This window comes from Photobacterium sp. GSS17 (assembly GCF_028621875.1).
GTDB lineage: Bacteria > Pseudomonadota > Gammaproteobacteria > Enterobacterales > Vibrionaceae > Photobacterium > Photobacterium ganghwense.
Genome location: NZ_CP117518.1, coordinates 338,083 through 352,774 on the forward strand (window position 1 = coordinate 338,083; position 14,692 = coordinate 352,774).

The window sequence follows — 14,692 nt, forward strand, 5'->3', positions numbered from 1 at the left end:
TACACCATACCTATGTACATGCCCAGAAACCTGCCCAGAAACATGAGAGCGAACGCCATATATGATCAGGCCATTGCAGGATTCAGCTTCATCCATCCCAGAAGCAAAACGAAGGCGCAGCACAACCAGGTGACTGTTGCCAGCGATAGCGTCCAGGTTAAGCTAAAGCGATAACTCAAGTAATACACGGCTATCAGGTAGGCTGCGTAGGGAATCAAGGAATAAAGACCAAACAATGCAGTCGTTCTGAGCTCCTCCATGGTGCGTTCTACTCCCACAATATAATGGGCAATCAACGCGAAAGTGGGGAACAGGGGGACAAGCCCGGCAATGAAGAAGCTTTTGCTTTTCGACAATAATGCAATCAGGAGCACGGCCGCTGCGCCCAGTAAGCATTTAAGAAATAATGCAACCACGATTTTCTCTCCCTGATAAATCTGTTGAATGTCCCTGACGTGATGCTCTCTTCGAATGAGATAGCCGCTTTATATTTATCCCCGCGTACGTTTTTGAACCGCTGATATGGTGTTGAGCACTGTTCATATGCGAGGTCATGCTTGGATTATTACGGTCATTGCGGGGTAGACAAGGGCTTTTCTGGCTTTGAGATAATTAACCCAGTGAATTCTTATATGGTGAGATTTTATATGGGTGGCTGTTGGCGGTTTTGAACTTTAACATCAGAATGCAGAGAAGCTGGAATCTTCTGAAAATTCAAACTTCTCTGTCGTTTGGCGGTTAGCATGTTGTATGACAGTTGGTTTCCAGTTCTTTGCTTGCATAATCACCAATCACCAATCACCAATCACCAAGAACTAAGGCGCATCGAGCCTTAACGTCATCACTGTTTGAGGTACACCACTAATAAATCAGCTTCTACAGCATTGGCCAATTTGGGGACGGAGGAGAATAATCGGCTCAAGAAATTATGGTGATGACCGCACACGACCAGATCGATCCCCATCCTTTTAACGACTCCGGAGAGTTTGATGTGGAGGTCACCCATAACGACCAAAGTATCTGTAATCGGATAACCACTTTTTTTTGCCAGTACTTGCAGCTCATGTTCTATTTTATGTTCTTCTCTGGGGGCAATAAAAACGCTATTTACGTCCACAAACACAAAAGAAACTTTACAGTTGGTGCCTTTCGCTAATGAAATCGCTTTATCTATGACTACCTGGCTCGATGGCGTGAGATCGACCGCCACTAATATATGCTGATAGTTCATTCCAGTCCTCCTATTAATGGCTAAGTGCCTATCGTAAAGTCTAGCACCGGAGAACCTGACTTGAGTGGAGTCAATGACTCGGTGAAAATAAATAACTTTATTTTTCAGAATATTACGAGAGGTATTCATTGTGCCCATCGGTTTCTGTGTTCATACAATGGGAAATCTGGCAACAGGGCGTGAGGAGTGGTCTTTAACGTATTGAAGAGTAACTATAAATCGCGTATTTGGATTTTGAACTTGGGTCATTGGATTTTGAACATGATAGAAACAGTTTCATGCTGTTCTGGTTTTCTGGCGATATCGCGTTAAGATGAAATGTATTTTCTCCTGCGGGATTAACCCGTACCCAATGACTATAACAGGTGTCAGGTCTAGGTCACTAAGTCAGCATCTAAACTGAAAGGGATTTTTAATCATGGTTGAGCAGTACCTCTTTGTGTTGCCTATGGTTTCCTTGTTACTCTTTGGTGCGATGACACCGGGCCCGTCATTTGTTTTAGTTGCCCAAACAGCTATGTCGAAGTCGAGAATAGAAGCGGTATCGATAGCTCTGGGTTTAGGTCTTGGGGCGACGATCTTTGCCTTTTTGGCTTCATCGGGTCTCATCACTTTATTTAAGGTGGTCCCCGAACTGTACATGACATTTAAGGTGTTAGGTGGCCTGTACCTTTGCTACCTGGGTGCGAAAATGTGGCGTACCAGCAAAGACTCTCTGTCCGCCAACACAGCTACGGAGCCCGGTCGCCCTAAGCCTCTGAAAGCGATGTCGCTGGGTCTAATTACGCAACTGAGCAATCCCAAAACAGCCATTGTCTTTAGCAGCGTATTTGCCGCGTTGTTACCTGCTGACGTGCCAGAACACACAACCTGGATATTAGCATTCAGTGTGTTTTTACTGAACTTTTCATGGTATGCCTTTGTGGCGACTCTGCTTTCCAGCGCGAAAGCACAAAGAGGATATTTACGCTTTAAGTCCCATATCAATAAAGGGGCGGGCTTGTTAATGGGCTCGATAGGAAGCAAATTTGTCATGGATGGCTTCAGGCCATAACAGTGACGGGAATTCTGTAGTGCCGTCATGTATCTATCGCTCGGTATTTATGACGGTTATGGCCTTTGGTATCGGTTGATCACATTTTCCAGCGTCATGATGCCAAACATGATTTTTCGGACAAAAGATTCTGAGCTGCCAACGAAATAGAACTGGGGGTGTCTCGACCAAATTTTTTGCAGTTTGACGTCTATCAGGGCAGCCTGCTCAGACGACTCGTTTCTGACCGGGTTATTGCTGCTGATATCGTGCCCGGTGGCGCCCGCTGATTCAAAAAAAATCACCGCGTCATAACGTGCGATTTCTTCTTCAAACGTTGAGTTTACTTCTTTAAAAAAATCACTTTCCGTTCCGGGCCAGTATGCCAATCCGTCGAGTGACCCTCGGTCGCAGACCAGCAGCCTCTCCGGGTATTGTACTTTGTAGATGTCTTCCAAATTCTTCTGAAGATGAAAAATGGTTTTCTGGACCATTTTTATCAACTGTTCATTGTCCGAGCGTGTTATGCCACTGGAAAAGAGTACTGTGGCGGCCTCGGGAACCACCGCAATTTTATGGCACAGCTCTCTGCGAAAGAGATCCAGTGCGGTGGTTTTGCCGCCACCGGGGCCGCCTGTTACGACAACTTGCAACTGCTTTTTCATCTCGGCCTCTGACTGACTGTTATTAACAAAGCTTAGCCAAAAAAGAAAAAGGAGCTTGTTCGAGCTGAGTTAAGGTAGGTGTTAGGCTGGCTGGCGAATTGTGTGCCGGGATTTAATCTTTGGCGATTTGGCGATTTGGCGATTTGGCGATTTGGCGATTTGGCGATTTGGCGATTTGGTGATTTGGCGATTTGGCGATTTGGCGATAGGGGCAATACTTTGGGTGAACTTGGTGATGGCAACCGTAGCGCGGGGAGATGAAAAAGCCCCTTCCAAGGGAAGAGGCTTTGGCAAGTTCAGGTCGTGCCGTTATTTGTCGGCTTTTCTGACGGCTTGTCTGCTGTCTTTTCTGCCGTCAGTCCTATTGCCTGTGTTAGGTTTGGCTTTTGAGGCAGAACGAGGTTTTCGGTTATTTGTGTTGTTGCGGTTAGATCTATTACCTGGGTTCGCACGCTTTTGCGGTTTGTCCGTTGGGTCTTGATCGACATGCTTAGTTTTCGGCACGTAGTTCAGAATCGTTACCGGGACAGGCTTTTTCGGCGCAAAGCCTTCCACTTCACGGCGCTCAATCAGGTGGCCCAGGCGGCTTTCGATCATGCACAGGTTCTTGAAGTTGTCTTTTGATACAAACGAAATCGCTTCACCCGTGGCATTGGCTCGGCCTGTACGGCCTATACGGTGTACATATTCGTCAGCCGGGAAAGGCAGATCATAGTTCACTACGCGCGACAGGTCTTCAATGTCGATACCACGTGCTGCCACACCTGTTGCGATCAGGTATTTGATCGATCCGGCTTTGAAATCTTCCAGCAGCTGCGCGCGAATCGCCTGGCTGCGACCGCTGTGGAATGCTTCGGCTGCAATGCCGCGTTTTTCCAGCTGAGAAACCAGTTTGGCTGCACCATGCTTGGTTTCGATGAAGATCAGTGCCTGATCCCACTGGTTTTCCTGAATCAAATGGCTCAGTAGCGCGGATTTTTTGTCTTTGTCGACGGTGATCAGCCATTGTTCAATGTTTGATTTTGACGCCTGATTTGCCGCAATGGTGATCTCATGCGGGTTTTCGACCACGGATTTTGCCAAATCACGGACTTTACGTGACAGAGTTGCAGAGAACAGCAGGAACTGAATGTTTTCAGGCAAACGATCAAGAATCTTTTCGATGTCATCAATGAAGCCCATATCCAGCATGCGGTCGGCTTCATCCAGCACCACCATTTCCACTTCTTCGAAGTAGACAGCGCGGCGACCATACATATCAATCAATCGGCCCGGGGTGGCAACCAGTACATCAACGCCTTCGATCAAGCGTTGTTTCTGTTGTTGTTCATCTACACCACCGTACATCGCCAGAGACGTCAACCCGGTGTGTTTACCGTACTGGGTGATTTTCTCTTCCACCTGAATGGCCAGTTCACGGGTTGGTACCAGAATCAGAGCACGAATACGTTTCTTGCGCTTGGTTTCGCCTTTGCTCAGTTTTTCAAGAATCGGCAGGACAAAGCTAGCGGTTTTACCAGTACCGGTTTGCGCCGCAGCGATAAGGTTTTGTCCCTGCAGAACAACAGGAATCGCTTTCGCCTGAATGGTGGTCGGTTCGCTGTATCCGAGCTCATTCACTGCTTTAGTCAGTGATTCGCTTAATCCAAGTTTAGAGAATGGCATGAATCGTCTCTGTATGTACTGAATGCGATAAGGCAGAGTTATCTCTGCCTTACATGAAGCGCGCGATTCTATCACGAACCTTTGTCATAAGAGACATTAAATGTGAGGTAAATCGACTTATACAACCATCGCGGATACCGGCATTTATCGGCAGGAAATCATGACGACTGGGTTTTTTAAGCGAACGCGCTGGTATTTTACTGCCCCAGCTTACTGCCGCAGCCAACTAACAATTCTATTCGCTGGTGGACCAGACGTTTTTGATGTCAGGCCAGCCCCAGTTGGTCAGCTCAACATCTTTCAGCACACCCTTAAATCGCAGCGTCTGGCGATGATGAAACAGAGGCGTTAGCCAGTACTCGGTGATCAACGTTGAGGCAATGGGCTCCAGTGCATCCAGATAGTGTTCCAGTGGTGTGCTGGCTCGTAGTTGTCGCAGGGAATGCTGGAACCATTGGCTGGCTTGCTCGCCGATACAGTGATGCAGCACCGCATTGTTAAACAGGTTGCTGAATGCGGAGGCGTGGCGGTTATCATCAAGATTGATATTGGTCACCACCATATCTTCCGTCAGCAAATGCTGCTGGCAACGTTCAATCAGGTCACGATATGCGTAGACATTGACTTTGACACGGATCCCTTCCGGCTCCAGCAATGCCTGAATACCATAGGCGCAGTTTTTCAGGGCGGTATAATCGTACACCGCGATCGAAAGCTGTTTCGGCAGTTTGCTGAACGGGGCTTGAGGCCGGGTAATAACGTGCCAGTGCGAAAGCAGGTTGCCCGCCAGCACTGAACCAAACTGCGCGCCACGCTGATTTAGGTGTTCGGCCAGCTTGTCTGCAGACAGAAAGCTGGAAAGATAACGTCGCTGAGCGCTGGTGAGGGCATGGGCGCTTTGCTGGTTGAACAAAATGAACATGCAGCCGTCTTCGACCTGAGAATGCAGGTTTTCCTCGCAGGTTGGGTCACTCAGTTTAGGGGCAAGATAGTAGTTGCAGGCCGCCTCACTATTGGCTGAGTCAGCCCATGGTTGAGTTGTGTTTTTGGTTGTGTTTCCTGATGTGCTGTCCAGTGAGCCAGGCATCCCGATAGGGGCTGTTCCTTCGAGCTCTTTGCATGTTTCAGCCGGAGGGATATTCGCATTTGGATAGGGGATATCCGGGTGGTTTGTCCGGATGTGGGGTTGCCGTTGATCCTGCTCGTCGATCAGCCAGATAGTGACCTGATCCGTCAATGCCCGGCAGCCATAATAGCGATCAAACGCCTGCAGGCGGAGCTGAGTCGCGGTATGTTCAATAACCTCAAATGGGCCACATCCTACAACGGCGGGTGTTTGTGCATGATTCACCTGCCCCGGCGGCTGAATGGAATAGCGCACGCCAGAGATCATGCCACCAAATCCCAGATCCGGCTCTGACAGGGTAAAGACCACAGTCTGAGGCTGTGGCGCACTGACACTGATCACATGCGCCATCTCAGTCTGGTATTCCGTCAGGCTGCTCAGACGGGTAAACAGCGTCGCAATGGTATCGGCATCAATGGGCGTCCCGTTATGGAAAACCAGCCCCGGCCTCAGATAAAAGGTCCACTGCAAATTGTCGGCATCATAATGCCAGTGATGGGCCAGTTCGGGTTTAAGGTGACCCTCACGATCGCTGGACACCAGGCAGCAGTATATCTGGCGCAGGAAAAATCGTTCACTGGAGCGCTGTATCTGATGCGGAACAAGGCGTTCAAAGGGGCGCTTGTAGGTCAGTTGGATATGCAGCCGCCCCTCGCGCATAGAGGCACCGGAGGTATTTTGCAGTAAACGGCTAAAGGCCAGATTGTCATCATCCAGGATTGCCCGCGCTTTTTCGTATTTGCCTTCCCGTATCCGTTCGGCCGCCAGCTCTTGTTTGAGATCACCCAAATCCCGGTTCAGTAATAGGGTAGAGCGTTGGTTTCGGCCAACTTTGGGTTGCCAGAGCAGCCATCCGGCCTCTTGCATCTGGGCAAGCAGGCTTCGGGCATGGCGCAAGCTGGTAAACAGGCTGTCAGAAATGTCAGGCAACGATGTTTTAATGGCTTCCCCCACACCCATGGGAGTCAGCCGCGCATAGTAGCGCAATAAATTGAGGTCAGACACAGCGTTAAATTATCACAGGCCCAGTGGCGTGTAAGTTTGGTGAATAGATTGAGTGGTACCGCTTTAGTTACCTAGCGTTATTTTCATCGCTCATTTGCAGAGCTTTATTCATATAGCTTCGTCCACTTAGTTTCATGATAGCGAAATTCCTGAAACAAAAAGAAGCAATGTTTCATTCTATCTGTTCCGTATTTCCTTTTTTATCGCTGTTTCAGGCGAGTTTTTTGTGTCAGAAGGCAGTTATGCGGCAAGGTTTTTCCGTATTTGCTCTCTTTTTACTTTCCGGTTTCGGCGCGACACTGATGACGAGAAAAGGGAGATAAAATGATGAAAAATCCAGATAAAACCCAACAAAAACAGCAGAGTGTCTTCTGTAACGACGCCAGAACTGACGCCAGAACTGACGCCAGAACTATGACAGTCTACTTTCGCCAGCAATTAATGCGCAGTAATAGTCGGTTAGAAAAAATCGCCCTGTCAGCGATGCTTGATTTGCTGAACGGGTAATCAACATAGCGATGTCTGGCAGGGTAAACGGCTTACAGTCATGCTCCTGATACCCCCACGAGCTTTCTGTCAGATATCGCTTCTTTCTGAAACGTCGTTTCCTGTTGCAATGTCGATTTTTACGAAGAGGTCAGTCTGTTGAGGATAAGCCTGACCAACGTTAAAAGCCCGCTATCTGGCCGTAAATCATGCCAAATAGCGGGCTTTGTTCATATCAGGCGTTTTTTATTACAGTGCCTGTTTGGCTATAAGGTATCCGCTTAATACCCTTTTTTCAGAAGTCGGGATTCGGATTGAACTGACTTGTAATGCCGCCCCAACTGTTTTGATTTCGCACGTTCACGTTGCTTGTTGAGTGACTCACTGTTTCTTGCCTGCTCGCGGAGCAGCTTGAAATAGTTCTTCACTCGTCGAGGATCGAGCTCGCCACTGTCAATCGCCTGAAGTACCGCGCAGCCCGGTTCGCTCTGGTGCTGACAATCACTGAAGCGACATTGTTCTGCCAGTCTGTCGATATCAGCAAACAGTGCATTTAACCCGGCTTCACAGTCTGCAATTTGCAGCTCGCGCATTCCGGGGGTGTCGATCAGAATCGCGCCGCTTGGCATAAAATGCAGCGAGCGGGATGTCGTGGTATGCCGACCCTTGCTGTCATCTTCGCGAATGCCGCTGGTTTGCTGAATGTCATCTCCCATCAGGGTGTTCACCAAGGTGGATTTCCCCACACCGGACGACCCCATGAAAGCCACGGTTTTGCCCGTACCGCACCAGTTATTAAGGACGTCACAACTGGTCGGATCCAGCCCATTGACTGTTTCCACCATCAGAAGCGGATTCAGGCGCTGAACCTCCGCCCGTATCTTGTCATGGTCACCACATAAGTCTTGTTTTGTCAGGACGATCACCGGTTCAACACCGGTTTCACGTGCTAACGCCAGGTAGCGCTCAATCCGGCTGAGGTTGAAGTCATTATTCAGCGAACTGACGATAAATAGGGTATCTACATTGGCGGCGATAAATTGCTCGGCCACTTTGCTCCCGGCTGCCTTGCGGCTGAACAGCGACGAGCGTTCCAGCAGGCGGACGAATTGCTGATTCAGATCCAGCAGCAACCAGTCACCCACAGTCATGGGCGGCATGGCATGGTGCATCGGCAAGTGAACGTCACCCTGTTCGGTTTGGACACTATATCCGCTGCGATGATGCGCCAGTATTCGGCCAATGCGGGTCTGTTCTAAGTCTTCAAGTGTCAGTTGTTGTTGAAATACAGGCTGCCAACCCAGTTGGCTGAGTGTAATTTTGGAATTCATTACTTTTCCCTAAGCATGCAGAATCGCTCTGTATGCAGAAACAGAATATTGAGGGTCAAATGAATACAGATGAACCCCGGTTAAGAGCACCGGGCAAAGAGAAGGGCGTTGAGGGAAGTCAGAAAGTTATATTGGAAAAACGTCCGCTCAGCGATTCATCGTTGCCGGGTGGGTTTTGAATACAATCATCGTGTTCTCCTTATGTTGTAATGAGATAGTGCCGTAGTGAAATAGTGCTGTTGTCAATACGTGTTTTGGTGGTTTAAAACACGAATGTGATGAAGATACTAGCACAGAAAATATTCGGCGCCAGAGGAAAGATAGGCGTTTTGGCTCTGAGTCGTGTTTTTAGAGTTGGTCTTGCTTCACATACGGCGAAAGACCATGGTCACTTCTTCGTGTACCAAGTAGTGTGAATCGGCCATCAATTTCGTCTATGCACTCACATTAATAGTGGAATCTCGCCCTATACAATGAATATGTCTTACTCTGATAAAGAATCCTTCTCAGCAATTCGTTTCAGCGATACGTTGCGTTCGTGCCGTTGTATTTGCGCAGCGTAATGCCGTGACTTGTGTTTTTCATTATCTGGAGACCCCTTATGAGAATTGCTCCCATTGTTATCTCCTTGCTAGCAGCCAGTTCCGCTTATGCTGTCAGTCCTCCGAAGCCCACAGCACAAACCATCTATCTCGGCGGTGATATTGTCACTGTCAACGATAGCGCGCCATCAGTGCAGGCACTGGCGATTAAAAATGGTCGAATATTGGCGCTTGGTAGTGAAGCTGACGTGATGAAGTTACAAGATGAAGAAACTAAAATCGTCGATTTGCATGGAAAAACACTGATTCCGGGGTTCATAGATGCCCATGGCCACGTCTTTAATACCGGGATTCAGGCTTTATCCGCGAATCTGCTGGCTGAGCCTGATGGGTCTGTAGACAGCATATCTGCGTTGCAGGAATCATTGAACGCATGGGCATCAAAACCGCAAAACAAGCAGCATGGCATCATTCTGGGCTTTGGATATGACGACTCACAACTTAAAGAAGGGCGTCATCCTACCCGGCAAGAACTGGATGCGGTGTCAGCAGATCTCCCTGTGATCATCATCCATCAGTCGGGTCACTTGGCCACACTCAATAGCAAGGCGTTAGCCTTGGCAGGTATTGGGCCTGACAGCCAAGATCCTGAAGGGGGAAAAATCCGTCGGGAAGCTGACGGTAAAACACCTAATGGTGTTTTAGAAGAAACGGCTTTCTTTGGCTCGTTACTTCCCATGTTTGCCAAGCTGAGTCCGACAGAAAACGAGGCTATCTTCAAAGCAGGTATGGCACTGTACGCCAGCTTTGGTTACACCACCGCTCAGGAGGGGCGTGCCTCTACTTCTGCCGTTAAAACCATGTATGAGCTAGCACAAAAAGCCAAGTTGCCAATTGATGTGGCAGCCTATGCTGATATTCAGATAGCCCGTGATGTTATTGTTCCACCCTATTACGCCAGCGAATACACGAACGGTTTTCGCGTTGCAGGGGCCAAGCTTAATCTCGATGGCTCTCCTCAGGGTAAGACTGCCTGGCTGACCGAGCCGTATTTGGTTCCGCCAGAAGGACAAGAGGCGGGTTACAAAGGCTATTCCAGTATGAGTGATGAACAGGCCGGTAAATATATCGAACTCGCTCAAAGTAAGGGGTGGCAGTTGCTTACTCATGTCAACGGTGATGCGGCGATTGACCAGTTGATCAAAGGAGTCGAAGCCAGTGAAGAAAAACATGGCAAGCCGGACCGTGGTTTTGTGGCTATCCATGCTCAGACAGCTCGAAAAGATCAGGTGGAGGCGTTTAAACGCCTGGGTATTTTCCCGGCATTTTTCCCGATGCATACCTTTTATTGGGGAGACTGGCACAGTGATTCCGTACTGGGTAAAGAGCGGGCACAGAACATTTCTCCGACCGGGTGGGCGCGTGAATTAGGCATGATCTTTACCTCTCACCACGATTCTCCGGTGGCGTTACCTGACTCAATGCGAGTTTATTATGCTACGGTCAACCGTGTGAGCCGGACAGGTCGCCTTATCGGGCCGGATCAGCGGGTGTCATCGCTTGAAGGGCTGAAATCACAAACTCTGTGGGCGGCGACTCAATACAAGGAAGAGCAAAACAAAGGTTCACTTGAGGTCGGTAAATTGGCGGATCTGGTTGTTCTTTCTGCCAATCCGCTGAAAGTGGAACCTGAAAAACTGGCCGATATCCGTGTTGAAGAGACCATCAAAGAAGGGGTCACCGTCTATCGCAGCGATGAGCAAGCCAATAACGGAGGATGTATAGAATCCGCGCGGTGCAGTGCTGTTGCCACTACCGCGATGGTTGAATCTGGTTTGATGCATCATGCGCATTAGGTCGATGGTCTAAAGGCTTTGGTTAACAATACCTATCATCAAGGGCAAGCTATTGCCCTTGTTTTTTTCGGTTTTGCTTTTTGTTTTTTGGGAGGGGGTAATTTAGATATTCTGTGAAAGCCGCTTATTGGATAATGGAATGAGTTATGAAATTAATATTTAGATGACTCATTTGCGAGTTATTTTCCCATTCATGTCGTGGTATTCGAGCATCGTCTTTTTGTTAAGTTTGGTAGCTTGGTCGATATAAAAAGGCGAAAATTGAACGCCTTATTAGCCTTTCAAATCATAAAATAAGCGTAATGATTTCGATTTTTTCCTAACATTTTTTAGGGTAAGTGATTATTGATAAATACTTAATTATTAAGGCTTATTTTATTTTAAATCTGATGATGTTTGCTCCTGGCCTGATTTCAGAGCTGGTTGTTTAAATGATTGTTGATTGGATGCCGGTGATCGTTGTCCTTAGAAAAACTTTTGATGGCTGCAATAAAAACGTAAAAAAAGATTGGTTAACTAGCGCCGCATTTATACATTAGGAACCAAGATGAAACACTTAGTTAAACCTCTCGCTTTCGCTGTAGCCACTTCTACTATTTCCTTTTCAGCACTGTCGGCAGAGATAAAAAACGTTATCTTGATGATCGGTGATGGCATGGGCCCGCAGCAAGTTGGTCTGCTGGAAGCCTACGCAAAGAATGCTCCGCATTCAATCTACAAAGGCGACACTACCGCACTGTATAAACTCGCTCAGGATGGCGTGATCGGCTCATCCATGACGAACCCGGAAGAGTCGATTGTTGTCGATTCAGCCTGTTCAGCAACCATGCTGGCTACGGGCTTACCTACGGCTTCTGAAGTGATTGGCATTAACTCGAACGGCGATCATGTTGAAACCGTTCTTGAAAAAGCCAAACGTGTCGGCAAAGCCACTGGTCTGGTTTCCGATACCCGTCTGACCCACGCGACACCTGCGGCGTTTGCCGCACACCAGCCGCACCGTTCACTGGAAAACGACATTGCATCGGACATGCTGACTACGGGCGCGGATGTCATGTTGTCAGGTGGTCTTCGTCACTGGATTCCACAATCAACCAACGAGAAAGGCGACACTTATAAAGCGCTTGCAACACTGACTCACGGTGATGTGAAGCTGACATCGAAGCGTAAGGATGAGCGCAATCTGCTGACTGAAGCAAAAAATGATGGCTATAGTCTGGCCTTCAACAGAGAGATGCTGGAACAGGCACAAGGTAATAAGTTACTGGGTCTGTTCTCTGATTCAGGCATGAATGACGGTATTGCCTACAGCAATACGAAAAATGACCCGGAACGTACTCAACCATCACTGAAAGAGATGACTGAGAAGGCGATCAACGTACTTTCAAAAGACGAAGATGGTTTCTTCCTGATGGTTGAAGGTGGTCAGATTGATTGGGCTGGTCACAGCAACGATGCAGGCACAATGCTGCATGAAATGCTTAAGTTCGATGAAGCTGTAAATGCCGTTTATAACTGGGCGAAAGATCGTGACGACACGCTAATCATCGTTACGGCTGACCATGAAACCGGTTCCTTCGGCTTCAGCTATTCATCGGCTGATCTGCCAAAACCGGAAAAACGTTCAGGTGAAGCGTTCCAGAAGCAGGATTATGCGCCTAACTTCAACTTCGGTAAGTTTGATATTTTAGATGGTCTTTACAACCAGAAGCTCAGTTATGCTGCGATGTTCAGCGAATTCGATAAGCTGGACAAAAAACAGCAAACGCCTGAAAAACTCGCTGAAATCGTAAATGCCAACAGCGATTTTCCAATCACAGTGGCTCAGGCTACTGACGTTTTGAAGATGAAAAAGAATCCTTACCACGCAGATAACCACAGTTACCTGTCTGCTGAGGACGTACCAGCCATCAATGATTTTGATGCTTTCTTCCCGTACAACGACCGCGGCAACGTACTGGCGCGCCAGCATGCAACCGGTCAGAACACAGTTTGGGGGACGGGCACCCACACACATACTCCTGTCAACGTCTTTGCCTGGGGACCGCTGAAAGAGATTGTGCCGGTTTCAAAAATTATGCACCACTCAGAATTGGGTGAATACATCAAGGGCATGGTGAAATAAGCGTTTGTTTGTCACTTGTTTGCCACTTAGGCGAGCTTTGAATTAAGCCTGATGATGTAGAATTTAGCCTGATGATGTAATTGTGGCTAAGACTAACAGCCCTGAGCGTTTGCCCAGGGCTGTTTTGTTTGTGGCAAATGCATGAGTTTTTCAGTGTGTATTCTTTTTCTTTTTCCTTTGTCTTTGTCTCTTCTGTTTACCCAGCAGTCAACACTAATCTGTTGCTCACGTTAACTCTCTGATAAGCCTTTCAATGCTGTTGACCACTTGCTTTACCTTGTCATCGTTAAGCGCTTGACCGTGTGGTTCAGCAAATCGTTCTAGATCATTATCAAAGTACAAACCATGCGCATGGGCAAACTCTTCAGACAGGGTTGCTCGAACCAGAATATCAGCGCCGAGTCTGAGATCGCCGCCTGCGATGCCAAAAGCTGATTTGACCATCTTGCTGCCCAGTAATGATTTAGGGTTAACGGACACAATCATGGGCCCTTCCGGTTTGTATTTCTGTCCCAGATAGCGAGACCACATTGTCAGGGCCAGCTTGCTCTGCGCATAAGCATTGCTGTCACTCAATGCGTCAGTTTTGTTAGCTGACTCTGTCTTAGTTAGACCAGCCCGGCCTTCCAGTGCCTCGATGCTGACTGGCGCCTGAGCCGCAGACGAAAGATTTATCACTCGGCCTGTCTTGGGTAGCAGAGGCAGTAATGCAGTAGTAAGCAGATACGGCGCAATGGTATTTACAACAAAGCGAATGTCCAGACCATCCGGAGTGATCGTCTGAGGCGCATTGAATACCCCGGCGTTGTTTATCAGTACATCTATTTTGCCAAAGCGCTGTGTGATTTCTTCAACCATCGCGGTCACGGTTTTCAGATCAGAAAGGTCTGCTATGACCGATTCTGCTGTGCCTTCCCCTGCTATGTTGTTCAACTGATTAATCACAGCCGCAACTTTTGAAGGGTTGCGCCCATGAGCGATGACATGGTGACCGAGTGCTATCAGCATTTTTTGCAGTCTCAAAACCAATGCCATCCGTCGCGCCAGTAATCAAAATAACGTTTTGCATAACAGAAATTCCTTATCGATTCTGGTTAACGGTTAACGGTTAACGGTTAACGGTTAACAGCTAGCCCAGATCGTCTTTACCTTCAATCAAAGCGTGATGGCTAACAGAGCCCGCAGTCCGTGCTTTCAAATGGGGGGGGTATATTCCGGGTCATTCATAAAGTCGATCGCTGCCTTATGAGAAGGCCACTCGATAATAATACGCAGTGCAGGAGATTGAGCGTCGCCCTCAAGACGTTCATGACGTCGGTACGAGCTAAGTATTTCCCGCCATATTTTGCAACTAGTCGGTTGGCAGGGCCAATGTATTCTGGAATCCAGTCTTGCACTGTCGGGGTGACCTCCAGCCCGGAATAATAGGTAGACATAGGTGCTCTCCATATTGTTGAGGCTGTTAGATAACGTAACTACAGTCTACTTCATGGCTGAGAAATGATAATGAGGCCCATGCTGGAATGAGTTTTTAGATCTTGTTGATAATACTCATACGAATTAGAGAGAACGTAGCATTGGGTTAGTGAGTTTACGTTATTAAGCTGGTGCAGGTGCTTGGTTACTT

General features: G+C 48.0%; 10 protein-coding genes and 2 pseudogenes. 4 read left to right on the forward strand and 8 right to left on the reverse strand.

The window, feature by feature from the left end:
• Nucleotides 1-65 precede the first annotated feature (65 nt).
• Both PGW97_RS17970 and PGW97_RS17975 read right to left on the reverse strand, forming a co-directional pair.
• Nucleotides 66-416 carry a GlpM family protein gene (locus tag PGW97_RS17970; protein WP_047884687.1) on the reverse strand — a complete coding sequence of 117 codons (351 nt, stop codon included), beginning with the start codon at nucleotides 414-416 and terminating at the stop codon, nucleotides 66-68.
• Between the two features lie 425 nt (nucleotides 417-841).
• Nucleotides 842-1,231 carry a universal stress protein gene (locus PGW97_RS17975; RefSeq protein WP_273860330.1) on the reverse strand — a complete coding sequence of 130 codons (390 nt, stop codon included), beginning with the start codon at nucleotides 1,229-1,231 and terminating at the stop codon, nucleotides 842-844.
• Nucleotides 1,232-1,649: 418 nt separating this feature from the next.
• Between PGW97_RS17975 and PGW97_RS17980 the strand changes: the two genes are divergently transcribed.
• A complete protein-coding gene (locus PGW97_RS17980) occupies nucleotides 1,650-2,285 on the forward strand; it encodes a LysE family translocator (protein ID WP_217392437.1) in 636 nt (211 codons plus the stop codon).
• A gap of 56 nt (nucleotides 2,286-2,341) precedes the next feature.
• On the opposite strand, the gene PGW97_RS17985 is transcribed toward PGW97_RS17980, so the two are convergent.
• The 3 genes from PGW97_RS17985 to PGW97_RS17995 all read right to left on the reverse strand — a co-directional run bounded on the left by PGW97_RS17985 (nucleotide 2,342) and on the right by PGW97_RS17995 (nucleotide 6,725).
• Nucleotides 2,342-2,929, reverse strand: a complete 588-nt coding sequence (locus PGW97_RS17985; protein WP_207104029.1) for an AAA family ATPase — start codon at nucleotides 2,927-2,929, stop codon at nucleotides 2,342-2,344.
• Nucleotides 2,930-3,238: 309 nt separating this feature from the next.
• Nucleotides 3,239-4,594, reverse strand: a complete 1,356-nt coding sequence (locus PGW97_RS17990; protein ID WP_084712520.1) for a DEAD/DEAH box helicase — start codon at nucleotides 4,592-4,594, stop codon at nucleotides 3,239-3,241.
• Between the two features lie 235 nt (nucleotides 4,595-4,829).
• Nucleotides 4,830-6,725, reverse strand: a complete 1,896-nt coding sequence (locus tag PGW97_RS17995; protein WP_273860331.1) for an SgrR family transcriptional regulator — start codon at nucleotides 6,723-6,725, stop codon at nucleotides 4,830-4,832.
• Between the two features lie 324 nt (nucleotides 6,726-7,049).
• On the opposite strand from PGW97_RS17995, the gene PGW97_RS18000 reads away from it, so the two are divergent.
• Nucleotides 7,050-7,232 (forward strand): hypothetical protein, encoded by a 183-nt coding sequence (locus PGW97_RS18000; protein WP_273860332.1) that lies wholly within the window; start codon nucleotides 7,050-7,052, stop codon nucleotides 7,230-7,232.
• Nucleotides 7,233-7,492: 260 nt separating this feature from the next.
• On the opposite strand, the gene rsgA is transcribed toward PGW97_RS18000, so the two are convergent.
• Nucleotides 7,493-8,542, reverse strand: coding sequence for a ribosome small subunit-dependent GTPase A (gene rsgA / locus PGW97_RS18005; protein ID WP_273860333.1), 1,050 nt, complete (start codon nucleotides 8,540-8,542; stop codon nucleotides 7,493-7,495).
• A 601-nt stretch (nucleotides 8,543-9,143) separates the two neighbouring features.
• Here rsgA and PGW97_RS18010 point away from each other — a divergent pair.
• Complete coding sequence (locus PGW97_RS18010; RefSeq protein ID WP_273860334.1) at nucleotides 9,144-10,940, forward strand: amidohydrolase; 1,797 nt, start codon at nucleotides 9,144-9,146, stop codon at nucleotides 10,938-10,940.
• A gap of 547 nt (nucleotides 10,941-11,487) precedes the next feature.
• A complete protein-coding gene (locus tag PGW97_RS18015; protein ID WP_273860335.1) occupies nucleotides 11,488-13,065 on the forward strand; it encodes an alkaline phosphatase in 1,578 nt (525 codons plus the stop codon).
• A 225-nt stretch (nucleotides 13,066-13,290) separates the two neighbouring features.
• On the opposite strand, the pseudogene PGW97_RS18020 reads toward PGW97_RS18015, so the two are convergent.
• A pseudogene (locus PGW97_RS18020) lies at nucleotides 13,291-14,134 on the reverse strand (SDR family NAD(P)-dependent oxidoreductase).
• Between the two features lie 60 nt (nucleotides 14,135-14,194).
• Nucleotides 14,195-14,501, reverse strand: a pseudogene (locus tag PGW97_RS18025) (DUF1330 domain-containing protein).
• Nucleotides 14,502-14,692: the final 191 nt, after the last annotated feature.

What these genes read in the sequence shown, in the direction of transcription:
- rsgA (WP_273860333.1), bottom strand. Translation starts at nt 8,542, where the DNA reads ATGAATTCCAAAATTACACTCAGCCAACTGGGTTGGCAGCCTGTATTT.
- PGW97_RS17980 (WP_217392437.1), top strand. Translation starts at nt 1,650, where the DNA reads ATGGTTGAGCAGTACCTCTTTGTGTTGCCTATGGTTTCCTTGTTACTC.
- PGW97_RS17985 (WP_207104029.1), bottom strand. Translation starts at nt 2,929, where the DNA reads ATGAAAAAGCAGTTGCAAGTTGTCGTAACAGGCGGCCCCGGTGGCGGC.
- PGW97_RS17975 (WP_273860330.1), bottom strand. Translation starts at nt 1,231, where the DNA reads ATGAACTATCAGCATATATTAGTGGCGGTCGATCTCACGCCATCGAGC.
- PGW97_RS17990 (WP_084712520.1), bottom strand. Translation starts at nt 4,594, where the DNA reads ATGCCATTCTCTAAACTTGGATTAAGCGAATCACTGACTAAAGCAGTG.
- PGW97_RS18000 (WP_273860332.1), top strand. Translation starts at nt 7,050, where the DNA reads ATGATGAAAAATCCAGATAAAACCCAACAAAAACAGCAGAGTGTCTTC.
- PGW97_RS18010 (WP_273860334.1), top strand. Translation starts at nt 9,144, where the DNA reads ATGAGAATTGCTCCCATTGTTATCTCCTTGCTAGCAGCCAGTTCCGCT.
- PGW97_RS18015 (WP_273860335.1), top strand. Translation starts at nt 11,488, where the DNA reads ATGAAACACTTAGTTAAACCTCTCGCTTTCGCTGTAGCCACTTCTACT.